Source organism: Actinoplanes sp. NPDC051851, assembly GCF_040681165.1.
Taxonomy (GTDB): Bacteria; Actinomycetota; Actinomycetes; order Mycobacteriales; family Micromonosporaceae; genus Actinoplanes.
On record NZ_JBFAYF010000001.1, the window covers coordinates 97,358 to 123,083 of the forward strand.

A 25,726-nucleotide genomic window follows, 5' to 3' on the forward strand; every position below is an offset into this window, starting at 1 on the left:
CGGGTCCGGCCTTTCTGCTTCCCCGCCCTCCGTCCACGGGCCGCGGGTTCAACCTCGCTGCTCCGCCATCAACTCCGGGAATACGCCGACGTCGAAGGCGAGGACGAAGCCCGCGACGGCCGACGGCAGGGCGATCTCGATGTCGTCGCCACCGATGAGATGGACGGTCAATCCGCTCGATCCGACAATCGCATCGACCACGCCGGGCACGACAACCGTGAGGTAGCGGGCGACCGGACAGGAAGCAACGGCGCGGCGCCGCCCGAGCCACCCACCGGAGAGCAGAGCCTGCCCGACCTCCTCAGCGGTGTCCCCGAGAGCGTAGATAGCCGCCACTGTCCGGCCTTCCGGGGCGAGGGGATCACCCTCGCCGATGTCAATACAACGCGAAGCTGTGTCCACGGATCTGAAGAATACAACTCGACGTTGTATTCGGCCACGGAGACGGAACGGACAGACAATTCGTGGACGCCACTACGGACAAACCGCTCGGTGGGGCGCGTAGTCTCACCCGCAATGGGCGAGACGAGCGGCGGACTGCCGGACGACTGGTGGACGACCGACCATGTGCTGGCGTTTCTCGCATCCGCAGGGGCGCCGATCAGTCGCGCCACCTGGGCCGCATACGTCTCCCGCGGCCAGGCGCCGGCGCCTGACCGAATGTTCGGGCGGTCGCCCGCATGGCGCCCGCCGACGGTCCGCGAGTGGCACGCTTCTCGCCCGCGCCGAGGATCCTCGCCATCGGCGTAGGCCGCCAACACGGTAGTACCAGTGGTGCTACTCCTGGTAGCATCCACTTATGAAGATAAGCGTCAGCCTCCCCGAGGAGGATGTCCGGTTTCTCGACGAGCGTGGAACGAACCGCTCGGCAGCCCTCCAGGAGGCCGTCGCTCTTCTCCGTGAGCGACAGCTCGCCGATCAGTACGCGGATGCGTTCAGCGAGTGGTCGGACTCCCCCGACGCCGAGCTGTGGGACGCCACCGCCGCCGACGGTCTGCCGTCGTGAGATGGGGCGACATCGTGCGGGTCGACCTGAACCCCGCGACGGGAAGCGAGGCGAACAAGGTCCGCCCTGCGGTGATCATCAGCAATGACGGCGCCAACCGGGCCGCGGAACGGTACGGCCGTGGCGTCGTCACCGTCGCGCCGATCACCTCGAACGTCACGAAGGTCTACCCCTTCCAGGTTCTCATCGCATCCGACCAGATCGGGACGGGTCTCACCGCGGAGTCCAAGGTTCAGGTCGAACAGCTCCGCGCCATCGACGTGACACGTATCGATCGGCGCCTGGGGCGGCTTCCGGCTTCTCTGCACGAGCCGCTCCGCGAGGCCGTGGCCGTGCATCTGGGGCTTCGGAACGGTCGATCCGCGTAGGGGTACCGCTGCGTGGCGTTGTCGTAGCGTCTCGTATGCTTCGAGCTGAAAACAGTGCTGGCGAGGGTCGACCCCGATCGGGTCGGCCCTCGCCGACTTTCTAGCGCTTGATCGTCACGCTCTTGCTGGTCGCCTTGCCGTCGGTGTGGCCCGTCCGCTTCGCGGTCACCACGACGGTCAGCCTCTTGCCGATCCAGGCCTTCTTCAGCTTCAGCGAGGACGCGGTCGCCCCCGTGATGACCTTGCCGTTCAGGCGCCACTCGTACCGATAGGAAGTCGCCTTCGGTGACCAGACGCCGGCCGAAACCTTCACCGTCTTCCCGGCCTTGGCGGTTCCGGTCACCTTCGGCGCCGTGGTCGCCTTCGGCGCCACGCCGTAACCCACCGTCGTCTTCGCCGACGAGTGCGAGGTCGGCAGCCGGTTGGCACGCTTGGCGGTGACGGTCACCGCGAGTTGCCTGCCGCGCATCGAGGCGGGGATCGTGTACGCCGCCCCGGTCGCCCCACCGATCGCCGCGCCGTTCGCCGTCCACTGGTAGGTGTACGACGTCGGCGATGGATCGAACGTCCCGTTGTAGAGCTTGACCGTCGACCCGACCCGGACCGTCCCGCTGAGCGTCGGCACCCGGGTCGACGTCAGGGGCGCCGCCGTGAGCACCAGGCTCGCCGTGGCGGTCCCGCTCGCCGACGTCGCGGTCACGTCCCAGGTACCGGCCGGCATGTCGGTGACGTCCACCGTGGCGGTGACCGACTCCTCCGACCTGCTGTCGATCACCGCGGTGATCGGGTTCGCGCCGCCGTTGCGGCTGAGCACCACGCCGGTGGTGCCCGCCAGTGACGCCCCGCTGAGGGTCAGGGTGACAGGCCCGGAGTTCGGCGCCGCCGACGGGGCGATCCCGGTCACCGCGTACGCGGGCTTCACGCACGGCGCCGGGGTGCAGCTCACCTCGGCGGTGAACGGGTACGACCCGAGCTCCCAGCGCGGCGCGATCATCACGATCGCGGTGGTGCCGGCGAACGACCCGGTCAGCGTGCACTCGAAGCCGTTGAGGATCTGCGGGCACCGCCCGGCCCGGTTCGTCTCGCTCGCGATGTTCGTGAGGTAGACGAAGGGCACCGCCGTCCCGCCCGCGCTGTTCCCGATCAGCACCTGGACCGTGGTCTGGTACGCCCGGATCGGCACCTGCACGCAGCGCCCGGCGGACTCCTCGGTCAGTGTCCCGCTGATCGTCGCGCCGACCGTCGGGCAGATCGTGTTCGACACGCCCCGTTCGCCGAGCCACCAGGTGTCCACCCGGTAGGCCACCGGCCAGACGGTCGCCGACACGAACGACGACCAGATGATGATCCGGTAGGAGTCCGAGCCGGTGACCCGGCACGGCTCGTTGGCGTAGCAGCCGGTGATCTCGTTGCCGGCGCCGTCCAGCACCGCGTACTGCATGCCCGAGCTGCTGGCGCGCACCCCGATCCAGAAGTTGCCGCTCCCGGAGTCGGTGATCCGGACGCAGCGGACGTCGTCGGCCGCGCCGACCGTGCCGCTCACCGGGGCCCCACCGACCACGGTGGACTCGGGCGTGTCGCAGTTCGCCGTCGCCACCCCGGCGTCCTTGCGGCTGAGCCGGTACGCCGGGGTGCTGCCGGTCCGGTGCGTCACCACCGCGGTGTACGCCTGACCGTCCACGAGACGGCACCGGGCGAGCTTCGCCGTGGTGCTCTCCAGGTACCCGCCGCAGATCTCGGTCCCGTCCCGGTCCAGCACGGAGATCCCGGCGACGGAGAGCAGGGTGCCGACCCGGGCGATGCTGAACAGCTCGGTGTCGGCGTGTGCGTCCGCCGGGATCGCGTAGCAGCTGACGAACCGGTCCGGGTGACCGCCGACGAGCACGCCACCGGTCGCGCCGATCGCGTCGAGCGGCAGCGCTTCGCAGCCGGTGAGCTCCTGGTCGGTCCGCTGCACGGCGAACAGGTAGGAGCCGGCGCCCGGCCCGGTGATCAGGACCCGGTAGGGCGCGGGACCGGTCAGCTCACAGGTCCCGTACGAGCAGACCTGGGTACCGTCCGCGTCGACCACGGTCCAGTCCGGGTCCTGGACGCCGCTGGAGTTCCGCGGCACCAGCATCTCGATCGTCGCGCCGGCCGGGCTGGGCAGTTCCAGGCAGTCGACCTCGCCCGCCGCGGCGAAGGAACCTCGGTAGGCGTCCTCGGAGTACCCCTGGTCGCCGACCGCCACGCAGGTCGCGGGGTCGACGTCGACGGCCGGTTCGGCACGAGCCGGTCCGGCCGGGAGAACCGCGACCAGGGCGGAGAGAAGAAGCAGGGTGGCGCGCACGTTCCTCACTTCTTGACCTTGACGCCGGCGCTGGTGGCCCGGCCGTCGGTGTGGCCCGCCCGCTTGGCGATCACCACGACGGTCAGCTTCCTACCGATCCAGGCCTTCTTGAGCTTCAGCGAGGACGCCGTGGCACCCTTGATGACCTTGCCGTTCAGCCGCCACTCGTAGCGGTACGAGTCCGCCTTCGGCGACCAGGTCCCGGCCGAGACCTTCACGGTCTTACCGGCCCTCACCGACCCGGTGATCTTCGGAGCCTTGGTGGCCTTCGGCGCCGTGCCGTACCCGACCGTCACGGCGGCCGACGTCGCCGCGGTGTTCTGGTATCCGCTGCGGCGGGCCGTCACGGTCACCGCGAGGCGCTTGCCCCGGTACGCCGCCGGGATCGTGTACGACGCCCCGGTCGCCCCCTTGATCGCCGTGCCGTTCGCGGTCCACTGGTAGGTGTAGGCGGCCGCCGCCGGCGAGAACGTCCCGGTGGCCGCCTTGACCGTCGACCCGACCCGCACCGTGCCACCGACCGACGGGGCCTTGGTGACGGTGAGACGCGGCGCCGGGTTCACGGTGACCAGGCCCGCCACCCGCGCGGTCCGCGAGGCGGACGAGTACGACACCCCGCTCACGTCCCAGGCGCCCGCCGCCGCGGCGGTCAGGTCCACCTCGGCGGTGAGCACCTGCCGGTCCCCGGAGACCGTACGCACCACCGCGGGGATCGCCGCGTACCCGGCCCGGGTCAGCGACACGGTGTCCCGCAGGTGCAGCGAGGTACCGAAGAGCGTGATCGTCGCCTTCCCACCGGCCGCCACCGTGATCGGCGAGTAGCCGGTGAGCGTGTACTGCGCCCCGTCGCAGAGGCCGGTCGCGCAGGTCGCGGTGGCCTGGAAGACGGCATCGTCGCCGACCAGCGCGAAGAGGGCGGACCCGATCGACGTGGTGCCGGCCGTGCAGAGGTGGCCGCCGGTCACCGCCGGGCACGCGGCGACCGTGCCGTCCGGGCTGATCAGGTACGGCGTCGCCGCGCCCACCCCGGTCACCTGGAACGCGTCACCGGGCGCCACCGGCACCCGCAGGCAGTACGCCCGGTCCGCCGCGGTCAGGGTCCCGCTCACCGGGCCGAAGCCGTACGCCGTCGAGTCGGTGGGCGTCGCACAGTCGCCGCCGGTCGCCCAGGTGTCCACCGCGTACCCGGTCGCCGCACCGGCGGTCAGGAAGAACTCGGTCGGCCCGTTGAGCGCGCACTCGCCGTTGAGGCAGAGCCGCAGGTCGCCGTCGGCGTCGAAGTAGCGCAGGTACGTCGTGACGCCGCTCGGGTGCGTCCGGAGCCAGGCCGCACCGGTCCGGTAGCACCGGACGTCGCCCGGCGCGGTCAGCGTCCCCACGGTGGCGACCCCGCCGAACGCGGTGGAGGCCGGCGACTCGCATCCGGTGCCGGTCGCGTCCACGTGGGTGAGCCGGTACGTCCCGGAGTTGATCGCCGTGTAGATCACCACGGTGTACGGCTGGTCCCCGCTCATCGCGCAGCCACCGGCGGCGAAGGCCGCCGTCGTGACGGTGCAGACCCGCTGCCCGGCGGAGTCGTAGACGCGGTATCCGGCGGACCCGCCGCCCGCGATCCGGGTCAGTGTGAAGAGCTCGCGGCCGGCGAACTGTCCGGCCGGGACGGTCAGGCAGGTGATGTACTCCTCGCCGGGGAACGCGACCGTGGCCCCGCCCGGGTTCCCGAAGGAGCCCTGCGGCGCCACCGTGGCGCACCCGGTCGGTCCGGTGGTGTTCTGGACCGCGAGCCGGTAGTCCCCCGGCACCGGGTCGTCGTCGTTGGTGACCAGCAGCCGGACCGGCTCGTCACCGGTGATCCGGCAGCCCGCGCCGGTGATCAGCCCGGACGAGTTGGTGCAGCTCGTCGGCCCGGACGGGTGGACCAGGCGCAGCACCGGCCAGGTCTGCCGGTCGTGTTCGGCGAGCGCGACGTGGAAGTAGCCGGAGGTGCTGGGCAGCTCCAGGCAGTCGACCTCGCCCACCGCGCCGATCGTTGCGCGGTACGCCCCGGTGCTGAAGCCCTGGTCGCCGATCGCCGTGCAGCCCTCGGCCGCCGTGGAGACCAGGGTGGTGGCGAAGTCCGCGCCGGCCGACTCGACGATCAGGTAGTGGCTGCCCGCGGTCAGCGCGCAGTAGTACGCCGAGCACCGCAGGGCGCCGTCGGCGTCGTAGAGCGCACTGCCCAGCAGCTGGTTCGCCGCGTCGTACGCCTTGATCAGGTAGGTGCCGGCCGGCACGTCGAGCCGACGGCAGGTGCCCCCGGCGAGGGCACCCGCCGGGGCGGCACCGAAGGTGCCCGGTGTCACGACCGGGCAGTCGGCCGGAATGGTGACGGTGGCGGCCGCGGCCGCCGGTGGCGACTCGGCGGCGATCCCGACGAGTCCACACACGATGATCAGTTGGGCTGCCAGGGCAGCCTTCCACCGGCTCACGACGCCTCCCCCGCGTACACGTCCAAGTCGGAGGATCGTGTCACGCGGGTCGATGACCGCCTATACGAGTTCCAGCATTCGGGAAGAAGCAGGTGATAGGCGGGTACGCAACCGTTCCGGCGTTAGAGCTGTGCGGCAGCTATGGCATCCTCTACTTCCGGAAAAATTGCGAAATATCGACTGAGGCCAACCGTCTTCATCAGCTGCGTGAGGAAGTCGTCGGCGCCCGCGAAGCTCAGCCAGCCACCGCGGGCCGCGATCACCTGCTTACTGGTGATGAAGGCGCTCAGGCCGACCGAGTCGCAGAATCTCAGACCGGTGAGGTCGACGACGATGCGTGGGACCGGGCGCTCCAGCAGGTCGGCGAGGGTCGTGTAGAGCCGGCCGGCAGTGTCCGCGTCGAGCTCGCCGCGGAGGTGGAGCACGGCGACATCGCATCGGTGGTCGGTGACTGAGGCCTGCATGGTTGATCGCTTCCTTGCCCTTTGGATGGGCATTCAGGGTAGATCGCGAAGAATCGCGCACATCGGACCCTGCGTGCGTCGCGAACCGGCTTGACACACACGAAAGGGCCGGATCCCGATCATGGGATCCGGCCCTTTCGAGGCTGGCCGGGACAAGTCAAGCATTTGCGGCACAGCCGGGGGCTCCTGGCGCGAACTAGAGTTCGCGCCACCGCCAGCGTGGTCCGCGCCACGCGTCGGCCAGGATCATCGCTGACGCCCGGCCGGGACACTGCTGCACCTTCGACTTCCCCTCGGGGCCGCCCAGTTGGGCCTCGACCTCCCAGGTGCTGCCGTCGGTGCGGACGTAGACATCCCGGCGCTGGAGCCGGACGTCGCCATTCCACCAGTGATGCTCAACTCTCACATGACAAATCTAGGACATGCATCGACAGATCTGCGTAGGGCGATACTGCGAAAGTTTCTCGCCGCCCGGTCGGAACCGCATTGTCTGATCCGGTGTATTTGGCCCGCGTGACTTGCGCTACACCCGACATCTTTGGGCCGTCCATGATTGACTACTCTGCGTACATCCAGCCTGTGAACTGCGACGAAACGCTCTCGTTACAAGAACGACTCTGATCATGGAGAACAGCCGAACGGACTAGGTCACGAATGACCGCCCGGGCGACCCCGACTCAAGGCACACAGAGTGACGGATGAGACGAAAGAAAACAAGAGAGCCCGGTCCGTGATGGACCGGGCTCTGTTGGCGGTGGCGGCGGGATTTGAACCCGCGGAGGGCGTAAACCCTCACACGCTTTCGAGGCGTGCTCCTTAGGCCACTCGGACACACCACCGGGAAGTACGTTACCCGACGCCTCGGCACGCTCTCCACCGGGTTACCCATAACCCAGCGCGACCGTGCTGACCTGGCAAGATCGACCGCTAGGAACGAAACGAGACGGAGAACTGCATGAGCGTGCACATCGGCGCGAAGCCCGGGGACATCGCCGAGCGGGTGCTGCTGCCCGGCGACCCGATGCGAGCGAAGTGGATCGCCGAGAACTTCCTCGAGGACGCGGTCTGCTACACGCAGGTCCGCGGGATGCTCGGTTTCACCGGTACCTACCAGGGCGAGCGGGTCTCGGTGCAGGGCTCCGGCATGGGCATGCCGTCGGCCTCCATCTACACCCACGAACTGATCAACGAGTACGGGGTGAAGTCGGTCATCCGGATCGGCTCCTGCGGCGCGCTCGCGATGGACCTGCAGCTCGGTGACGTGATCGCCGCGATCGGCTCGTCGACCGACTCCAACATGAACCGCTACCGCTTCGAGGGTGTCGTCGACTACGCCCCGGTGGCCGACTTCGGCCTGCTGCGGACCGCGGTCGAGGCGGCCGAGGCGCAGGGCACCCCGATCCGGGTCGGACCCATCATGGCCGGGGACGTCTTCTACAACGACCGCCCCGAGCTCTACGACCGGCTGGCCGACTACGGCGTGCTCGCGGTCGAGATGGAGTCCGCCGCGATCTACACCATCGCGGCCCGCTACAAGGTCAAGGCGCTGACCATCCTGACCGTCAGCGATCACATCAAGACCGGCGCCGCGATGGACTCCGCGCAGCGCGAGAAGGGCTTCAGCAACATGGTCAAGATCGGTCTGGCCACCGCCATCGCCTGACCCAGCCGTGTGGGGATTCCGGGTGCGGAGCGCGCCTGGGATCCCCCCGCACGGCGGGCTAGCGGAAGAAGTCGCGGAGCAGGGCGGCGCACTCGGGTTCCAGCACCCCGGCGTACACCTCGGGCCGGTGGTTGAGCCGGCGATCGCGGACCACGTCCCAGAGCGATCCGACCGCACCGGTCTTCGGCTCCCAGGCCCCGAAGACCAGAGTCGACACCCGGGCCAGCACCAGCGCCCCCGCGCACATCGTGCACGGCTCCAGGGTGACCACCAGGGTGCAGCCCTCCAGCCGCCACTCGCCGTGCTTCGCCGCGGCCCGGCGCAGCGCCAGGATCTCGGCGTGCGCGGTGGGATCCCCGGAGAGCTCCCGCTCGTTGCCGGCCGCGGCGAGCTCGGCGCCGTCCGGCCCGAGCAGCACCGCGCCGACCGGCACGTCCCGCGCCGAGGCGGACGCCACGTCGAGCGCCCGCCTCATCCACTGTTCGTGCTGCTCCCGGCGTATCACGCCTCGCGCAGCTCCTCCATCTCGTCACCACAGCCGATCTTCTGGCAGATCTCCGCGGTGACGTCGGAGGGCAGCATGCCCTCCATGCCACAGAGCGCCAGCAGCCGCTGCGCGCTCACCCCGAGGTCGGCGAGCAGCTCGGCGTCGCCGACCGGATCGATATCCGGGTCGACCGGCTGTTCCTCGTCCTCACCATCGTCCCCGGCGGCCAGGTCGTCGACCCCGACGGCCGGGGTCTCCACCTCGCCGAGCAGTACCGACCCGATCCGCGACTCCTCGGCGAAGCCCGAGTCGGAGCCGAAGACCCGCAGGTCCTCGGCCTCGTCCAGTCGCAGGATCGCGAGGTACTCGTCATCGCTCTCGACGAACAACAGCGCCAGCTCGGCGTCCGGCTCGGCATCCCGTAGCGCGTCCACCACCTCGTCGATGTCTGCCAGGCCCGAAAGGTCCAGCTCCGACGCCATCCACCCGTTCTTGCCACGGGCGACGGCGGCAGCGAAAATCGACACGATTCCCCCAACGCGACTCTAATCCTCAGCGCCTGACGGTAGCGGGTGGGAAGGCGGGCGTATCGCGCCACGCCCTACTGAGACGTAAGGGTCAGTTGACCAGGCGGCGACGCGTGGCGATCAGCTCGCGGAGACGCATGCCACGCAGTCGCTGCGGGGTGGTCAGCTCACGCGCGGATTTCGCGTGGGCCAGAGCCGCCAGCAGCTCCAGACGGCGACGGCAGCGATCCGGATCGAGCCGCTGCGATGAGGGGGCCATGGGCCGAGAGTGACAAGGCGCCCGGCGTTCGTCAAGGGTCGATGCCTACTTCGGCAGACCCCGTTCGGACCGCGATCGAGACCCTACGCGCGGTGGCCGGCACCGGATGATCACCACAGCGGCCAGTCGTACGTCCCGATCCAGCGGGCGGCCACGAACGCCATCGACACCGAGAGGCCGAGGCCCGCCGCGATCGACACCCCGACCGCCACGCCACGGTCCCCGAACGCCGCCAGGACCAGCGCCACCAGCCAGGCGCTCACCGCGGCCGCGATCGTCCACCACGCGTACGACGCCAGGTCCCGCCCCAGGCTGCCGAAGAGGATCAGCCAGAGCGCGGCGGAGAGGATCCCGCTGAGCACCGAGCCGGCCATCACCGGGTGCGGTTCCCGGTAGATCGGCCGTGGCGGCAGCCCGCTGTAGAACCCGGGCGGCGGCTCGGGCCAGGTGCCTCGAGGGTCGGCCATGGGTGCTCCTTCCGGTTCCTCGGTGCAGCGTATCCGGCCGGTCACCGGAACGGCCCATTTGGCGGCGGGTACCACGCCCATCGACACGGCATGCCAGGATGGCGCGGTGCGTCTATCCCGTACCCTCACCAGCCTGACGTTGGCGGCCGTCTGCCTGGGCTTCGCCGCGACCGGCGCCGGATCCATCTCGGCGTCCGCGACGGAGCGGCAGCAGTACGTGCACCCCGCCTCCACCGCCACCGTGAACGTGGCCAGCACCAGCACGACGAAGTACGTCTTCCCGGTCGACGCGAAGAACGTGTCCTGGCACAAGACCCACTCCGGCTACAAGGCCACCGACATCTTCGCCGCCTGCGGCTCCCGCGTGGTGGCGACGACGACCGGCGTGATCCTCGAGGTCAGCCGGGTCGACAAGTACAAGAAGGGGATGAAGGACGGCCCCTACAACGGCGGCAAGTTCGTCTCGATCCTCGGTGACGACGGCGTCCGCTACTACGGCTCGCACCTGAAGAGCGTCACCAAGGGCATCAAGGCCGGCGTCCGGGTCAAGGCCGGTCAGCTGGTCGGCAAGGTCGGCCACACCGGCAACGCGAGCGGCGTCTGCCACCTGCACTACGGCATCTCGCCGGCGTGCGCCAAGACCGGCGACTGGAAGGTCCGGCGCGGCGTCGTCTGGCCGTACTCCTACCTCGCGTCGTGGCGCAAGGGCAACCAGAAGAGCCCGGTCGCCGCCGTCAAGAAGTGGAACAAGACCCACAACTGCAAGGCCTGAGTTCTCCCGTACGACCGAAACGCGGGGCCCGCCCGACAGGACGGGCCCCGCGTCGTGTCAGAGTCGACGCGTGCGGATCGCTCTGTTCGGACTGGGCCTCATCGGCGGCTCCCTGCTGCGTGCGCTCGCGGCGGCGGGTCACGAGGTGACCGGTTTCGACGCCGACCCGGCCACCCGCGAGCTGGCCCGGGCGGCGGGTTTCCGGATCGCGGACACGCCCGCGGCGGCACTCGAGGGCCGGGAGTGCGCGGTGCTGGCGGTGCCGCTGACCGTACTGCCGGACGTGCTCCCGGAGCTGACGGGCTTCGACGGCCTGGTGACCGACGTCACCTCGGTGAAGAACCCCGTCCGGGTCCTCGCCGCCGAGCACGGCCTGCGGCGCTTCGTCGGCGGGCACCCGATGGCCGGCACCGAGTCCTCCGGCTTCGCCGCCGCCGACCCCGAACTGTTCCGCGGCGCGGTCTGGGTGCTGGCCCTGGAGCCGCACGAGACCTCCCTGGACGACTGGCTCACGCTGGCCCGCCTCTACACCGGGCTGGGCGCCCGCGTCGTACCGGCCACCGCCGCCGAACACGACACCGCGGTCGCCCGGATCAGTCACGTACCCCATCTTCTGGCCGCAGCCCTCACCCTCAGCGCGGAGGATCCGCTGGCCATCAGCCTGGCTGCGGGATCCTTCCGGGACGGAACACGGGTGGCGGCGACCCGTCCCGAGCTGACCGCGGCGATGTGCGCAGGCAACTGGAGCTCGGTCCACCGCGAGCTGGACGCCCTGATCGGCGACCTGCGGCAGATGGCAGACGCCCTGACGTCGGCCGACCCGGTAACGGCGCTCATGCCGATCCTCACACTCGCCAGCACTCAGCGCCGCTCCTGGCCTCCGGCGCCGGGCACGAGCGAGTCGATCACGGCGGACGTCCCGGCGCTGCTGGCGCTGGGACGGTCCGGCGGATGGGTGACTTCGGTGGACGAGACCGGTCTTTCGACAATGCGGCCGGAACCTGACCGCTAATCCTCCTAGCGTTCTCCGTGACGACGAACGAACGTGACGGCGAACGAAGGAGAACGGCATGCCCGGTCAGGTCGGCCCCATCGACTCCGAGCAGGAGGGCCTGCTCGCCTACCTAGCCCAGATGCGTTACGTGCTCAAGCTGACCGCACACGGTCTCACCGAGGAGCAGTTACGCGCCGCCCCGAGCGCCAGCCCGCTGAGCGTCGGCGGGCTGATCAAACACTGCGTCAGCACCGAGGAGAACTGGATCTCCACGGTCCGCGGCGGCGACCAGAAGCCGGACTTCGCGGCGTACCAGGAGAACTTCGCGCTCGCGGACGGCGAGACGATCGAGGACGTCTTCGCCCGCTACGACCGCGCCGCCACGGAGACCGAGAAGACCGTCACCGAGATCGACGACCTCGGGTACCGGATCCCGGTCGACCACTCGGTGCCGTGGAACAGCAAGGAGATGGACCACTTCACGCTGCGCTACATCCTGCTGCACCTGATCCAGGAGACCGCCCGGCACGCCGGGCACGCGGACATCATCCGCGAGACGGTGGACGGCGCGACCGCGTTCCCGCTGATGGCCGCCGCCGAGGGCTGGCCGGAGACGCCCTGGCTGAAGCCCTGGATCAAAGACTAGAGCTTCTCGCCGCGGTCCAGGCGGATCACGCGGCGGTCGGTGACGATGGCGGTCACCAGGTCGTACGGCGTCACGTCGAAGGCCGGGTTGACCGCCTCACTCCACCCGGTCACCTCGGCCGAGCCCCGGTCCTCGATCTCCACGTGGACGCCGGCCGGGGTGTCCGTGTCGACCGTCGACTCCGGTGCCACCACGATGAACGGGATGCCGGCCCGGCGGGCGCCGAGCGCGTGCGCGTACGTCCCGATCTTGTTGATCACATCGCCGTTGGCGCAGATCCGGTCGGCGCCGAGGATCACGCCGCCCACCTCGCCCCGGGCCATCAGGAACGGGCCCGCCGAGTCGACCGCCACCCGGTACGGCACACCCCAGCGGCCCAGCTCCCAGGAGGTCAGCCGGGCACCCTGCAGCAGCGGCCGGGTCTCGCTGGCGATCACCCCGGCCAACTGCTCGCGCCGGTGCAGTTCGCCGAGCACGCCGAGCGCGGTCCCGACGGTCACCGCGCAGAGCCCGCCGGTGTTGCAGTGAGTCAGCATCGTCGGCCGTGGCCCGCAGAGTTCGACCACGAGGTCGGCGCCGCGGTAGGCCATCGACGTCGAGGCGGCGATCTCCTCGTCCCGGATCGCGCAGGCCGCGGCGAGCACCGCGTCCGGGCCGAGCGGCAGCCGCGCCGCGGTCCGCCGGGCGCCGCGGGCCAGGTTCACCGCGGTCGGCCGGGCGCTCTCGATCCTCCGTACGGCCCGGTCCAGCGCCACCGGATCGTCCGCGTGGATCCTCGCGGCCAGGGCCACGCCGAAGGCCCCGGCCACACCGAGGGCCGGCGCACCCCGGACCGCGAGGGACTGGATGGCGGCGATCAGCTCGCCCACCGTGTGCAGGCGGAGCACCCGCTCCTCGGCGGGGAGCACGGTCTGATCGATGATCTCGACGGCGCCGTCCACCCAGTCAATCGTCCGCATAGGTTCGGAGCCTAGGTGTTTCTAGGCCTCGCCGCGCTCCTTGAGGCTCTCCAGGATCTCCCGGAGGACGTCGTCGCTCTTGCCCACCTTGCTGGCGGTCCAGCGCTCCTCGATCGACACGGTCTGCCCGTCGTGCAGGGTCAGCTCGGCCCGCAGCGGCGTACTCCGGCCGATCTCGACGGTCTTGACCTGCTCGAAGGCGATGTAGCGGTTCCATGTCGCCAGGTCGTCGGCCTTCGTCGACTGGAGCAGCGCGACCACCCGCTTGTCGCCGTCGTCGGTCGACTTCGGCGCGGGCACCACGACCAGGCCCCGGTCCAGCAGGATGACGTCGGCGTGCCCGCCGTCGACCTTGGCGTTCGGGATGGCCCCGAGCACGTCGGCCCCGCTCGCGGTCGCCCGGGCCTGCACCACCCGGGCGTGACCCACCTCGATGCCGAGCTCGGCGAGCCGCGCCCGGCCGTCCGCCAGGCTCTCCGGCGCCGCGAGCGACCGGGCCACCTCGGCGAAGTCGACCGGCTCGCCGTCGGATCCGACCAGCGCGGCCGGCTTCGACCAGGAGTGCTGCCAGCGGGCCGTGCCGGACCGGATCGCGGCGAGCCCGACCAGGTCGTCCAGCACGCCGGCGAAGGCGACCGCGGCCTCCTCACGGGTGGCCCGCGGGAAGAACTCGGCCGCCAGCTCGCCCAGCCGGCCCGCCTCGACCAGCGCGAGCACCTCGGCGAGACCGGCCTCGGGTACGCCGGAGAGACGGGCCGCCGAACGGAAGATCCGGTCGGCGCGGTTCTGCATGGTGAGCGTCATCGAGGCGGCGGTGAAGTCCGGCCAGGGCAGGACGGTACGCGTACCGAAGTCGACCACCTCGGTCTGCAGCTCGCGGGCCGCGCCGTCGATCGAGGGCAGCAGCACCCGGGCCGCCCGCCCGTCCGGGGTGTGCGCGCTCCGCGGGGCGGCCCGCATCGCGGCGATCCGGTCGGCCGGCGCCGGGTGGGTGTCCCAGCGGGACGTCTCCCCCTCGGGCTCCTGCTCGCGCAGTTCGGCCAGCTCGTCGCCGCGGGCCGCCCAGAGCTCGGCGAAGCCGCCGAAGACGTCGTCCGGCGCGTACCCGAGCTTCCAGCCGTACCCGATGTAGTTGCCGAAGTAGAAGTCCCAGGCCGCGTCGATCACCGGCAGCTCGCGCATGGTGCTGGTGGCGGCGTCGAGGCCGGCCACCCGGACCGAGGCGAGGTCCGCCTCCAGCTCCTGCCGGCGCCCGACCGCGTTGCTGACCAGGCGGTAGAGGTAGCCGTAGCCCTTGAAGACCCAGCCGAAGACGTTCCACCTACCGACGCCGCTCAGCGTCTCGTACATGGCGAGGCGGCCCCGGTACGCCACCGCGCCCAGCCGGGTGTGCGAGCCGGAGTAGTGGCCCAGCTCGTGGGCGAGCACCGAGCGCATCTGGTCGACCGTCAGGGTCATCACCAGCGGCACACCGAGGTAGAGCCGTCGGACGCCGCCGATCAGGCCGAGCAGCCGGGTGTCCTCGCTGACCGCGGCGTTGACCTCGGGCACCAGCCGGATCTCGTCCGGCGCCCGGGTGCCCACCTCGGCGGCGAGCTCACCGACGGTCTGCCAGAGCTCGGGCGCCTGCTCGGGTGTGAGGAGCAGGCCGTGCGGCCGGCCGGGCCGGTGCCGGATCGCCCGCCAGAGGCCGGCCAGCACCGCGCCGACCGCGGCGATCAGCAGCCAGATCAGCTTGACCGCGCCGGCGCCGTGCATGTGGATGGCGATCTCGACGACCAGCCAGCCCACCAGGGCCAGCTGCAGGAGACCGAGAACATAGAAACCGACCAGCATCGCGACCGAAACGGCAGCGCGCAGGGCAGTGGACATCGTGGTGTTCCTCCCCGTTTATCCGTCCATTCCGCGCGGACGGCGAACGGACCATACCGACGTGAATATTCGCTGGGCAACTCCCTTTGGATCTTCATCGGACATGGGCGCTAATTGATTTATTCGCCCCGATTCCGCCATTGGTCCGCTCTTGCGGGCTTAGTCTGGCCGCATGGCCCCTCGCGATCCGGTCGCCGATCTCCGGAGAATCGCCTTTCTGCTGGAAAGGGCGAACGAGGCGACATATCGGGTACGCGCCTTCCGTTCCGCCGCCGCGACCGTCGCGACGACACCGCACGAGGAACTGACCGCCCGGGCCGCCGCCGGCACGCTGGCGAAGCTGGCCGGGATCGGCGAGGTCACCGCGCGCTGCGTCACCGAGTCACTGGCCGGCGAGGAGCCCGTCTACCTGCGCCGCCTGCTCAGCACCGAGGGGACCGACCTGCCGGGCGCCGCCGCGACGCTGCGGTCCGCGCTGCGCGGCGACTGCCACGTGCACTCGGACTGGTCGGACGGTGGCTCGCCGATCGAGGAGATGGCCCTGGCCGCCGCCGAGATCGGCCACGAGTACTTCGTGCTCACCGACCACTCGCCGCGGCTCACCGTGGCCAAGGGCCTGACCGCCGACCGGCTGCGCCGCCAGCTCGACCACGTCGCGGCGCTGAACGAGCAGCTCCCGGCGGGTTTCCGGATCCTCACCGGCATCGAGGTGGACATCCTGGAGGACGGCTCGCTGGACCAGGAGGACGAGCTGCTGGCCCGGCTCGACGTGGTGGTCGGCTCGGTGCACAGCAGGCTCCGCGACGACGCGGCCCGGATGACCCGGCGGATGGTGACCGCGATCGCGAATCCGCATCTGGACGTCCTCGGCCACATGACCGGCCGGAAGATCGCGGCCCAGGGCGCGGGGGACGCCGCGCACCGCACCGCCCGGACCCGCCCGCCGAGCACCTTCGACCTGGAGAAGGTGCTGGCCGCCTGCGTGGCGCACGACAAGGCCGTCGAGATCAACTCCCGGCCGGACCGGCTGGACCCGCCGAAGCGGATGCTGACCGTCGCGGTCGAGGCCGGCTGCCGGTTCAGCATCGACACCGACGCGCACGCCCCGGGCCAGCTGGACTGGCTCGGCAACGGCTGCGAGCGGGCCGCGCTCTGCGGCGTCCCCGCCGACCGGTTGATCAACAGCTGGCCCGCGGAGCGCCTGCTGGAGTGGACCGCGAGCCACTAGACGCCGGCCTCGCCCGCGTTCGGGGCGGATCCTTACAAATTCCGGACCGTTTTGGCACCCGATGTCCCGTAGGGTTCGGCCGTGGGACGAATTGACGAACTCGCCAACCGATATGTCGACGATTGGGCCGAGCTCAATCCGACCGGCGCCACCGCCGTCGGCATCTCGGGTTACGACGACAAGACCGACGACCTCTCCCCGGAGGGCTTCGCGGCCCAGGCGGAGCTGATCCGCCGTACCGTCAACGAGCTCGACGTGACCGAGCCGGAACACGAGGCCGAACAGGTCGCCAAGGAAGCCATGATGGAGCGGCTGGGCCTGGAGCTGGCCCGGTTCGACGCCGGTTTCACCGCCACCGAGGTGAGCGTCATCACCAGCGGCCTGCACGGGCTCCGGATGGTGTTCGACGTGATGCCGACCGAGGGTGAGGAGGCGGTCGCCAACATCGCCGCCCGGCTCAACGCCTTCCCCAAGGCCCTCGACCAGTATCGCCGCACCCTGCTGGAGGGCGCCGACAAGGACCTGGTCAGCGCACGGGCCCAACTGCTCGCGGTGGCCGAGCAGTGCGACGCGTGGACCGACCCGGACCGGGACGACTTCTTCGCGGGCCTGGCCGGCCGGCTGGAGGCGGACGGCGCGCTCGCCACCGAACTGCGCCGGGGCGCCGCCGCGGCCACCGCGGCCACCAGCGACTTCGGCCGCTTCCTCCGCGAGGAGATGGCGCCGCGCGGCCGGGAGAAGGAGGCCGCCGGGCTGGAGCGGTACGAGCTGGCCTCGCAGTACTTCCTCGGCGCCAAGGTCGACCTGACCGAGACGTACCTCTGGGGCTTCGCCGAGCTGGACCGGCTGGAGCGGGAGATGCGCTCGGTCTCGGCCCTGATCGCCGGCTCCGGCGCCACCGTCGACCAGGCGGTCGCCGTCCTGGACGCCGACCCGGCCCGCAACATCCCCGGCAAGGAGGCGTTCCGGGACTGGATGCAGGCCCTCTCCGACCGGGCCGTCGCCGAGCTCAACGGCAAGCACTTCGACATCGAGCCGCCGGCCCAGAAGCTGGAGTGCTGCCTCACCCCGACCAGCGACGGCGGCATCTACTACACCGGGCCGAGCGAGGACTTCTCCCGCCCGGGCCGGATGTGGTGGGCCGTACCGGAGGGGCAGGAGACCTTCTCCACCTGGCGCGAGGTGACCACGGTCTACCACGAGGGCGTACCCGGGCATCACCTGCAGGTGAGTCAGAGCCTGATCCGGGCCGACCTGCTGAACCGCTGGCAGCGGCTGCTCTGCTGGTGCTCCGGCCACGGCGAGGGCTGGGCCCTGTACGCCGAGCGTCTGATGGACGAGCTGGGCTACCTCACCGATCCGGGCGACCGGCTCGGCATGCTGGACGGCCAGGCGCTCCGGGCGGCGCGGGTGATCGTCGACATCGGCATGCACCTCGAACTGGAGGTCCCCCGGGACAACCCGTTCGGCTTCCACCCGGGCGAGCGCTGGACCCCGGAGCTGGGCTGGGAGTTCCTGCGGGCGCACACCCGGATGCCGGATGAGGTGCTCCGCTTCGAGTGGAAGCGGTACCTCGGCTGGCCGGGGCAGGCGCCCTCGTACAAGGTCGGTGAGCGAATCTGGCTCCAGGCACGCGACGACGCAAAGATTCGTAAAGGGAGTGATTTCGACCTCAAGAGCTTTCACCGGGACGCGCTGAACCTGGGCTCGCTCGGCCTCGATCCGCTCCGGAAGGCACTCGCCAGAATTTGAGTCATTCGGGCCTCTCTTGTCTGAAATCGGGACGGAGAGGCCCGTCTTTTTGTATTGGATCAAATACGCTGCGTGATTTGTTGCCGCAGCGCGATTGGCCAGGCACCTTGCGTGGATATCGGCGTGGCGCGAATGTAACGAATCCGAAGTAGAACTCATATTCACGTCCCGCCCATGGTGTGGATACCATCTGCGCGGCACTTGCCACTCAGTTACCGGAACCCCCTCGGGCTCGTGATGCCCACCACAGCCCGAACCGGGTACAGCGAGGTGCGCAAAGCCGCGTATCCCCCGATCAGCCGAGCGAACTCTGACCCTTGGAAAGGGGTTACTTGAGGATTTCTCGGATAGATTGACCCGGATCGGTGTGCCCGCACGGCTACTTTCCGTAGCCACCCAATGGCCCATCGCGTGTGTGCATGGCGGAGGACGAAAGCAATGTCAGTCTCGGTGAACAGCCGGCGAACCCGTTTACGCTCCGCCCTCGCGGTGGTGCTGACGGTTCTGGTCCTGCTGCCGACCGCAGCGTTGTTCCTGCGTGTCCTGGAGGAGAACTCGAACCAGCGGGACGACATCAAGCTCGAGCAGCAGGGTGTCGAGTACCTCACCGCGCTGTCGCCCCTGATCAGCGCCCTCGCCGAGTCGCAGTCCTCGGCGCTGCAGGGCGTCGCCGCCGAGCCGGCCTCGCTGACCGCCGCGGTCTCCCGCGTGCAGGGCGTCGACGAGCGCCTCGGTGACACGCTCGGCACCAAGCAGCGGTGGAGCGACCTGGCTGCCAAGATCGCCAAGCTGCCCAAGGTGACCGGCGACTCGAACACCATCTTCACCGAGCACGTCGAGGTCGCCGACCTGACCCTCGCGCTCTACGAGGCGGTCCGGCAGAGCTCGGGGCTGAACCGCGACCCCGACGCCGACATCTGGTTCCTGCAGCAGACCGCCGCGGTCGAGATGCCGGAGACGGTCACCATGGTCAGCCAGATGGGTGACCTGGCGAACATGCTCGCCGCCGCGAAGAAGAGCCAGCAGGCCGCCCTCCGGATCAAGTTCGGCACCGCCGTCCAGCTGGTCACCGAGTCGGTCAACGAGCTGACCGACAACCTGCAGGAAGCGGTCGACGACACCAGCAGTTCCACCCTCAGCGGCAACCTGGTGAGCAACCTCGACTCGTTCCGCCGCGGTGTCGAGGCCGCCAACCGTGGCGCCAACCCGGGCGGCAATCCCGACGTCTCCACCCTGGTGACCGCGCAGAGCACGCTGCAGACCGCACTGAACGCACTCTCCGGCGTCACCCTCAAGGAGATCTCCGGTCTGCTCGACGACCGGTCGGACACGCTGACCTACCGGCAGTTCGAGGCGTACGCCCTGTTCGGCGTCGCGGTGATCCTGGTCTTCCTGGCCACCGTCTGGTCCCGCGGCCGCGGCCGCCAGACCGGCGGGCCGGGCGCCACCTCGAACGACCCGTCCCGCGAGGTCTCGGTGCAGGCCGACCGCGCCGCGGCACAGCCGTCCGGCGGCGGCACGTACGGGCAGCCGTCGTCGGCGTACGGCGACATCCCCAACTACGGTGACGGCGCCAACGGGCGGGAGCGTTCCGGTGCTCTTCGGTAAGTTCCGCATCCTGGGCAAGCTCGCCCTGCTGGTACTCGTGCCCCTTCTCGGCGTCCTGGCGCTGACGGTGCCGATCATCTACAACCGTATCGACGCGGCCCGTACGGCCGGCGCCACCTCGGACACCGTCCAGCTGGCCACCCGGGTCAGCTCGGCCATCCTGGAGCTGCAGGAGGAGCGTCTGCTCTCGGTCGGCTTCCGGCTCGGCCTGGTCGACAAGCCCACCCTGGTGGTGCAGAGCGCCGAAGCGGCCGACAAGGTCGCCGGCCTGCTGAACAGTGAGATCGAGCTGCCGTCGGCGCTGCGCCGCGCGGTCATCCTGGCCGGCAAGCTGAACAGCACCCGGGCCAACGTGCTCAGCTACTCGATCACCGCGCCCGACGTCGTCGACGACTTCACCAACGTGATCACGCCGATCATCGACGGCCTCGGGCTCAGCGACCACGCCGACCTGACCACCGGCGTCGGCCAGCAGGTGTACGCCCTGGAACGCTCGATGCGCTCCGACGACCTGATCAGCCAGGCGGCCTGCTACCTCGCGATCGCCGTGGTGAACAAGTCGAACCCGAAGACCAGCAGCCTGCTGCTGAGCGAGTTCTCCTCGACGTTCGCCCAGGTCACCGCGATCATCACGTCGTCCAAGGGCTACTTCACCGACTCGCAGTACAAGCTCTACCTGAGCACCCAGGAGGCGTTCCAGTCCCGGGTCGGCTCGGAGTTCACCAACGCGCTCTCCAGCAACCCGACGACCGCGCTGGCCAACCTCCAGATCAAGCGGCTCTTCCCGTCGCTGCAGTCCGTCATGGTCCTCGGTGGCTTCGTCGAGAAGCGCGTGGCCAAGGACGTGGACATCACGGTGACCAACAACCAGGAGAGCGCCATCCGGCAGGCGTCCTTCATCGGTGGCGGCGCGCTGCTGCTGCTGATCCTGGTGGTCACGCTCTCGATCTTCATGGCCCGTGCGGTCGCCCGGCCGCTGCGCCGTCTGACCGTCTCCGCCGACCGCATCGCCCGTGCCGCCGAGGCCGAGCTCGAGCGGGTGGCCGACGACGAGGCCGAGGCTCAGGTACGCCCGATCCGCCTCGACCCGGTCGACGTCGAGGCCCAGGACGAGATCGGCGACCTGGCCCGCGCGTTCGACCGGGTGCAGACCACCGCCGCCCGGCTGGTGGAGCGTCAGGTGCTCGGCCGCCGCAACGTCGCCCAGATGTTCGGGCACGTCGGACGGCGTACGCAGAACCTGGTCGGTCGTCAGCTCTCCCTGATCGACTCCCTGGAACGCCGGGAGACCGACAGTGACCGCCTCCGCGAGCTGTACCGCCTGGACCACATGTCCAGCCGTCTGCGCCGGAACGCGTCCGCGCTGGTCGTGCTCTCCGGTGGCGCCGGTGCGAACGAGCACATGGCACCGCTGCCCCTCTCCGACGTGGTACGCCTCGCCCTCGGTGAGATCGAGGACTACACCCGCGTCGAGGTGGACATCCCGGAGGAGATCGTCGTGGTCCCGGCCGTCCTGGCCGACCTGACCCTGCTCCTGGCCGAGCTGCTGGAGAACGCGACCACGTTCTCCCCGCCGCACACCACCGTCACGGTCTCCGCCGAGGAGCTGCGCGGCGGCGCCCGGGTCGCCCTCATCGACCACGGCCTGGGCCTGGCCCCGGAGCGACTGGCCGAGGAGAACGCCCGGCTGACCCGCCGTGAGCGCCTGGATCTGGCGCCCACCGAGGTTCTCGGCCTCTTCGTGGTCGGCCGTCTGGCCCGCCGGCACGGCATCGAGATCACCCTCACCGACACCCCGGACGGCGGTGTCACGGCCTGGATCGACCTGAGCCCGCAGCACCTGATCGCCCGGGTGGAGAGCCTGGCGGCCCCGGTCGCCATGTCCGCTCCGCAGCTCGCCCCGCCGGAGACCTCCCAGCGGATCGTCCAGCCGGTCTCGGCGCAGTACCCGGCCGCGCCGGTGAACGCGCCGGTCTCCTCGATCAGCGGCGCGCTGCGCGGCAACACCGCCGAGGTGGCGATCGCCAGCACCGCGGTCCGGACCGTCCCCGGCAGCCAGCAGCCGTTCGACCCGAACGTGCTGAACCGGGCCACCCGGACGCTGGAGTCGGTGCCGTCCTGGAACGCGTTCGGCCCGGGTCCGGTCGCCGGCCGCCCGGTCGAGTCCGACCCGTACGCCGGTCAGCCGGTCTACGACGCCGAGCCGGTGTACTCGCCGGGGATCGCGTACCAGGAGCCGAGCTCGCCGTACCGCCAGCCGGAGCCGGCGCACCCGTACGACTCGGGCATCCCGGTGGCCGGCCGCGTCCCGGCCGCACTGCCGGAGCTGCCCTCCGCACAGCCGACCGCGCCGGTGTGGAACGAGCCGGCGGCGGTCGTCCCCGCTCAGCCGGTCTGGAACACTCCGGCCCCCGCCGCCGTGGAGGCGCCGATGGCCGCAGCCGGCTACCCCGAGCCCGCACCGCAGCAGCGCGGCGGCGACAACGGCTACTCGAACGGCTCGGGCTACTCGCACGACAACGGCTACTCGGCCGCCGCGACCGCGATGCCGGCCGCGCCGGAGCCGGTCGTGACGCCCCGGCCGGACAACGCCGGCGCCCCGCTGCGCCGGCGTGTCCCGGGCAGCCAGCTGCCGGCGGACTCCGGTCCCAAGCAGCACGCCCCGGCGCCGTCGCAGGACGACGCGCTGGCCGCCCGCGCCGCGTTCGACGCGTTCGAGGACGGCGTCAGCCGTGCCCAGTCGCAGTGGGACACGGGCAACGCCGAGGTGGCGATGCCGGCGCCGATCGCGCCACAATGGAACGTCCCGGAGCCCGCTCCGGCGACGCAGTGGAATATCCCGGAGCCCGCTCCGGCCGCTCAGTGGAACATCCCCGAGCCGACCCCCACGGCTCAGTGGAACGTCCCCGCCCCCGAATCCGTACAGCAGCCGCAGTGGGACACGCCAGCGCCGGCGGCCGTCCCGGCTCCGCCCGCACCGCCTACCAACGGCGGTGGCGGTCTGACTCGTCGCGTACCGGGCGCCACCCTGCCCCGCGACGAGCCACACCAACCGATCCTCCCGCCGGCTCCGGCCCAGTTGGACCCGGAGGCGGCCCGAGCACTGATGGATCAGTTCGAGTACGGCGTCGCACTCGCTCTGAATGAAACTCAGCCACAACACGAGGGACAACCGCGATGACTTCCCCCTACCCCACCGCGCAAAGTCAGCTCAGCGCCGAAGCCAAAACCTTCAACTGGCTGCTCGACTCCTTCACGTCCGGTACAGCGGGCGTCATCGAGGCCATCGCTGTCTCCTCGGACGGTCTGCTGATGGCGATGTCCGCGATCAAGGACCGGCCCAACGCCGAGCGTCTCGCGGCGGTCGTCTCCGGTCTGACCAGCCTCGCGGGTGGTGCCGCCAGCTGGTACCGGCTGGGCGCGCTGAACCGCGTCATCATCGACATGGCCGACGGGTACCTCCTGGTCACCGCGATCAGCGCCGGCTCGGTGCTCGGCGTGATCGCCGACCGGACCGCGAACCTCGGCACCCTGGCGTACGAGATGACGCTCTTCGCGACGCGGGCCGGCGGCGCCCTGAGCCCGCGCCTCATCGCCGAGCTGAAGAACGCCGTTCAGCAATGACCTACCCGGACCCCGACGAACCGGTTGCTCCGGCGCGCCCCGGAGTCCGGCCCTTCCTGCAATCCGGTCCGAAGCACTCGACCGGCGGATACACCCCCACCGGGGAAAACCCGCCGGTCGAGACATCGACCAACACTCTGCGCCCGTTCGTCATCACGGCCGGGCGGACCGATGGAGGAGACCCCGACATCGGTATGGAGACTCAGGTGACGGTGGTGCAGGGTGCGCCGCCGTCCCGGCTTTCTCCGGAAACCAGGGCGATCGTGTCTCTCTGTCAGGAGAGCCCGATCTCTGTCGCCGAGATCTCCGCGCGCTTGAAACTGCATTTGGGCGTGGTTCAGATCCTGGTCGGGGACCTGCGCGCCACCGGTCAGGTGGACGTCCACGTGCTGGAAAACGACACCCCCGACCCCGAGACCATCATGCGAGTGATCCGTGGACTTCGATCCATCAGCTAACCGCGTCGTCGGTACCGCGCGCATACCCGGCGCACCCGCGCCCAAGAAGGCGCCGGTCCCGGTAAAGATCATCGTGGCCGGCGGCTTCGGGGTGGGTAAGACGACGACCGTCGGCGCCATCTCGGAGATCTCCCCGCTGACCACCGAGGCCGAGATGACCTCCGCGTCGGTGGGCATCGACAACCCCGGCCAAGCCACCATGAAGACCACCACCACGATCGCGATGGACTTCGGCGTCCTCACCATCGACCAGACGCTGAAGCTCTACATCTTCGGCACGCCGGGCCAGACCCGGTTCGCCTTCATGTGGGACGACCTCGTCAAGGGCGCGCTCGGCGCTCTCGTGGTGGTGGACACCAACCGCATCGACGACTGCTACCCCGCGGTCGACTACTTCGAGCGGGCCGGCCTGCCGTTCGTGGTCGGCGTGAACACGTTCAACGGCGAGATGGGCTACAACCTCGACGAGGTCCGCTGGGCTCTCGCCGTACGCGATGACGTTCCGGTGATCTCTTTCGACGCCCGTTTCCGTGCTTCTGTCCGGGACGCCCTGCTCGTGGTGCTCGACCAGGCACTCGACAAGGCGATCCGGATGAAGTCGTAGATTGTGCGGCGGGTCGCCCGGTTCACAGGATTCCCAAAAAGGCCCGGGAAGGGGCAGAGTGGGTAACCGGGCGACCGCGCGAGGAATGAGGACAGGGACGTGCGAGGCGGACTTGACGACGCGCTCGACAAGCTAGCCCGCCGCGACGAGTTGCGGAGGCGCGCCACCGGCGAGAGCCCGAGCACTCCGCCGGCGGTGACCGAGCTGGTCGAGGCGATCGCGGGAGTGGTCTCCCGCAACCCCCATCTGGGGGTCACGGTCGGCGTCGAGGGCGCCGGCGACCCGGTGCTGCTGCACTTCGCGTTCGTGGACGGCGTGGTCCAGGTGAACGCGGACAATCGGGTGGCGAACCGGGTGGCCGGGGAGACCGCGCCGCGGCACGCCGATTTCGACATCGATCCCGACGAGCCGGTCGAGGACGCCTACCAGCCTCCCGTCCGGCCGCCGTCGTCGCCACCGCCCCGGGGCAGTCACGACGACCAGGATCGGTTCGGCCCGACCGACTACGAGTACCACGAACCGGCCCCGGAACCCCCGACCGCGGAGCGCCCGTTCGTCTCGGCGCCGCGCTCGGCGCCTCCGGCTCCGGCTTCGGCCCCGCCGGCTACCCCGGCACCGCACCCGTTCGCCGCGGCGCCTCCTCCGGCCGTTCCGCACGCTTCTCATTCCCCGTACGCTCCACCGCAGCAGCACAGCCCGTACGCGCCGCCGCTGCAGCACCCCGAGCAGCCGCCGTTCGCCGCCCCGGCGCCGTTCACTGCTCAGCACGCCGAGCCGACGGCGCCGCCGGAGCCCCGGCCCACCCTGGAGCCGCTGGCGAACCCGATCCCGTTCCAGGCCGAGCGCCCGGAGGAGACCGAGCAGGCCGCCCGCCGCCTCGCCGCCATGCTGCGCAACGACCCCACCCTGCTCGACAACACCCAGCAGTAACCCGGCACTCCCGTCACGACCCGTCACTCCCCGGAGCGGCCGCCCTCAGGGTGGCCGCTTCTTCACTTTCCGTAACCGATCGACTTCGCGCCGTATAACTACGCTCCGCAGTCGCTCCATTGCGCCCCGAATTAGCTGCCAACCCCTACGAATCGGGCGATTCGCGTCCCGTTTCGCCCGGTCAGCGCCGCCTGAGATGTCTGGGATGGCCCTTTCGGACACTCTCCGACCCCAACCCGTT

The 25,726-nt window shown here is 70.3% G+C and carries 25 protein-coding genes, 1 tRNA gene and 1 pseudogene; 15 read left to right on the forward strand and 12 right to left on the reverse strand.

Annotated features, from left to right (window positions below):
* Positions 1–48 precede the first annotated feature (48 nt).
* Positions 49–402, reverse strand: coding sequence for a hypothetical protein (locus AB0M08_RS00425; protein WP_364486011.1), 354 nt, complete (start codon positions 400–402; stop codon positions 49–51).
* Positions 403–799: 397 nt separating this feature from the next.
* Between AB0M08_RS00425 and AB0M08_RS00430 the strand changes: the two genes are divergently transcribed.
* Together AB0M08_RS00430 and AB0M08_RS00435 are read left to right on the forward strand one after the other, a co-directional pair.
* Positions 800–1,006 carry a ribbon-helix-helix domain-containing protein gene (locus AB0M08_RS00430; protein ID WP_364486014.1) on the forward strand — a complete coding sequence of 69 codons (207 nt, stop codon included), beginning with the start codon at positions 800–802 and terminating at the stop codon, positions 1,004–1,006.
* Between the two features lie 14 nt (positions 1,007–1,020).
* On the forward strand, positions 1,021–1,374 hold the full coding sequence (locus AB0M08_RS00435; protein ID WP_364486017.1) for a type II toxin-antitoxin system PemK/MazF family toxin: 354 nt from the start codon (positions 1,021–1,023) through the stop codon (positions 1,372–1,374).
* Between the two features lie 100 nt (positions 1,375–1,474).
* On the opposite strand, the gene AB0M08_RS00440 is transcribed toward AB0M08_RS00435, so the two are convergent.
* The 5 genes from AB0M08_RS00440 to AB0M08_RS00460 all read right to left on the reverse strand — a co-directional run bounded on the left by AB0M08_RS00440 (position 1,475) and on the right by AB0M08_RS00460 (position 7,474).
* Positions 1,475–3,712, reverse strand: coding sequence for a hypothetical protein (locus AB0M08_RS00440; protein WP_364486020.1), 2,238 nt, complete (start codon positions 3,710–3,712; stop codon positions 1,475–1,477).
* Complete coding sequence (locus tag AB0M08_RS00445) at positions 3,709–6,171, reverse strand: hypothetical protein (protein ID WP_364486023.1); 2,463 nt, start codon at positions 6,169–6,171, stop codon at positions 3,709–3,711. Before AB0M08_RS00445 ends, AB0M08_RS00440 begins: the two co-directional genes overlap by 4 nt.
* A 122-nt stretch (positions 6,172–6,293) precedes the next feature.
* Entirely contained in the window at positions 6,294–6,668 is a 375-nt protein-coding gene (locus AB0M08_RS00450; protein WP_364486026.1) for an STAS domain-containing protein, read from the reverse strand.
* Positions 6,669–6,831: 163 nt separating this feature from the next.
* Positions 6,832–7,041, reverse strand: a complete 210-nt coding sequence (locus AB0M08_RS00455) for a hypothetical protein (protein ID WP_203683101.1) — start codon at positions 7,039–7,041, stop codon at positions 6,832–6,834.
* A gap of 343 nt (positions 7,042–7,384) precedes the next feature.
* A tRNA-Ser gene (locus AB0M08_RS00460) sits at positions 7,385–7,474 on the reverse strand.
* 116 nt (positions 7,475–7,590) lie between these two features.
* On the opposite strand from AB0M08_RS00460, the gene deoD reads away from it, so the two are divergent.
* Positions 7,591–8,298 (forward strand): purine-nucleoside phosphorylase, encoded by a 708-nt coding sequence (deoD, locus tag AB0M08_RS00465; protein ID WP_364486029.1) that lies wholly within the window; start codon positions 7,591–7,593, stop codon positions 8,296–8,298.
* Between the two features lie 58 nt (positions 8,299–8,356).
* Here the strand turns inward: deoD and tadA are convergent, their stop codons facing one another.
* The 4 genes from tadA to AB0M08_RS00485 all read right to left on the reverse strand — a co-directional run bounded on the left by tadA (position 8,357) and on the right by AB0M08_RS00485 (position 10,038).
* The gene (gene tadA, locus AB0M08_RS00470; RefSeq protein ID WP_364486032.1) at positions 8,357–8,803 is read right to left on the reverse strand and encodes a tRNA adenosine(34) deaminase TadA; all 447 of its coding nucleotides are present in this window, start codon (positions 8,801–8,803) and stop codon (positions 8,357–8,359) included.
* Entirely contained in the window at positions 8,800–9,312 is a 513-nt protein-coding gene (locus tag AB0M08_RS00475; protein WP_364486035.1) for a tRNA adenosine deaminase-associated protein, read from the reverse strand. Before AB0M08_RS00475 ends, tadA begins: the two co-directional genes overlap by 4 nt.
* Before the next feature lie 91 nt (positions 9,313–9,403).
* Positions 9,404–9,571: a hypothetical protein gene (locus tag AB0M08_RS00480; RefSeq protein ID WP_364486038.1), complete on the reverse strand. Its 168-nt coding sequence runs from the start codon at positions 9,569–9,571 to the stop codon at positions 9,404–9,406.
* Between the two features lie 110 nt (positions 9,572–9,681).
* On the reverse strand, positions 9,682–10,038 hold the full coding sequence (locus tag AB0M08_RS00485; RefSeq protein WP_364486041.1) for a hypothetical protein: 357 nt from the start codon (positions 10,036–10,038) through the stop codon (positions 9,682–9,684).
* A 106-nt stretch (positions 10,039–10,144) separates the two neighbouring features.
* Between AB0M08_RS00485 and AB0M08_RS00490 the strand changes: the two genes are divergently transcribed.
* The 4 genes and pseudogenes from AB0M08_RS00490 (at position 10,145) to AB0M08_RS00505 (ending at position 12,450) form a co-directional block, all read left to right on the forward strand.
* Positions 10,145–10,810, forward strand: a complete 666-nt coding sequence (locus AB0M08_RS00490) for a M23 family metallopeptidase (RefSeq protein WP_364486043.1) — start codon at positions 10,145–10,147, stop codon at positions 10,808–10,810.
* Between the two features lie 58 nt (positions 10,811–10,868).
* Positions 10,869–11,351, forward strand: a pseudogene (locus tag AB0M08_RS00495) (prephenate dehydrogenase/arogenate dehydrogenase family protein); the annotation flags it as partial.
* Positions 11,346–11,822: a prephenate dehydrogenase dimerization domain-containing protein gene (locus tag AB0M08_RS00500; RefSeq protein WP_364487089.1), complete on the forward strand. Its 477-nt coding sequence runs from the start codon at positions 11,346–11,348 to the stop codon at positions 11,820–11,822. The pseudogene AB0M08_RS00495 and the gene AB0M08_RS00500, both read left to right, overlap by 6 nt.
* Before the next feature lie 58 nt (positions 11,823–11,880).
* Positions 11,881–12,450 carry a DinB family protein gene (locus AB0M08_RS00505; RefSeq protein WP_364486046.1) on the forward strand — a complete coding sequence of 190 codons (570 nt, stop codon included), beginning with the start codon at positions 11,881–11,883 and terminating at the stop codon, positions 12,448–12,450.
* Here AB0M08_RS00505 and mtnA read toward each other — a convergent pair.
* Together mtnA and AB0M08_RS00515 are read right to left on the reverse strand one after the other, a co-directional pair.
* Positions 12,447–13,409, reverse strand: coding sequence for an S-methyl-5-thioribose-1-phosphate isomerase (gene mtnA, locus AB0M08_RS00510; protein ID WP_364486047.1), 963 nt, complete (start codon positions 13,407–13,409; stop codon positions 12,447–12,449). The genes AB0M08_RS00505 and mtnA overlap by 4 nt on opposite strands.
* Positions 13,410–13,430: 21 nt before the next feature.
* Entirely contained in the window at positions 13,431–15,281 is a 1,851-nt protein-coding gene (locus AB0M08_RS00515; RefSeq protein ID WP_364486049.1) for a M48 family metallopeptidase, read from the reverse strand.
* A 172-nt stretch (positions 15,282–15,453) separates the two neighbouring features.
* Between AB0M08_RS00515 and AB0M08_RS00520 the strand changes: the two genes are divergently transcribed.
* The 8 genes from AB0M08_RS00520 to AB0M08_RS00555 all read left to right on the forward strand — a co-directional run bounded on the left by AB0M08_RS00520 (position 15,454) and on the right by AB0M08_RS00555 (position 25,485).
* Complete coding sequence (locus AB0M08_RS00520; RefSeq protein WP_364486052.1) at positions 15,454–16,509, forward strand: PHP domain-containing protein; 1,056 nt, start codon at positions 15,454–15,456, stop codon at positions 16,507–16,509.
* A gap of 81 nt (positions 16,510–16,590) precedes the next feature.
* Complete coding sequence (locus AB0M08_RS00525; protein WP_364486054.1) at positions 16,591–18,261, forward strand: DUF885 domain-containing protein; 1,671 nt, start codon at positions 16,591–16,593, stop codon at positions 18,259–18,261.
* A 492-nt stretch (positions 18,262–18,753) separates the two neighbouring features.
* Positions 18,754–19,869, forward strand: coding sequence for a hypothetical protein (locus AB0M08_RS00530; RefSeq protein ID WP_364486057.1), 1,116 nt, complete (start codon positions 18,754–18,756; stop codon positions 19,867–19,869).
* Positions 19,856–23,050 carry an ATP-binding protein gene (locus AB0M08_RS00535; RefSeq protein ID WP_364486060.1) on the forward strand — a complete coding sequence of 1,065 codons (3,195 nt, stop codon included), beginning with the start codon at positions 19,856–19,858 and terminating at the stop codon, positions 23,048–23,050. The genes AB0M08_RS00530 and AB0M08_RS00535 overlap by 14 nt, the downstream gene beginning before the upstream one ends.
* Complete coding sequence (locus tag AB0M08_RS00540; protein WP_089295051.1) at positions 23,047–23,493, forward strand: roadblock/LC7 domain-containing protein; 447 nt, start codon at positions 23,047–23,049, stop codon at positions 23,491–23,493. Before AB0M08_RS00535 ends, AB0M08_RS00540 begins: the two co-directional genes overlap by 4 nt.
* Entirely contained in the window at positions 23,490–23,951 is a 462-nt protein-coding gene (locus AB0M08_RS00545) for a DUF742 domain-containing protein (RefSeq protein WP_364486064.1), read from the forward strand. The genes AB0M08_RS00540 and AB0M08_RS00545 overlap by 4 nt, the downstream gene beginning before the upstream one ends.
* Positions 23,929–24,555: an ATP/GTP-binding protein gene (locus AB0M08_RS00550; protein WP_364486067.1), complete on the forward strand. Its 627-nt coding sequence runs from the start codon at positions 23,929–23,931 to the stop codon at positions 24,553–24,555. Before AB0M08_RS00545 ends, AB0M08_RS00550 begins: the two co-directional genes overlap by 23 nt.
* Before the next feature lie 99 nt (positions 24,556–24,654).
* The gene (locus AB0M08_RS00555) at positions 24,655–25,485 is read left to right on the forward strand and encodes a hypothetical protein (protein ID WP_364486070.1); all 831 of its coding nucleotides are present in this window, start codon (positions 24,655–24,657) and stop codon (positions 25,483–25,485) included.
* Positions 25,486–25,726: the final 241 nt, after the last annotated feature.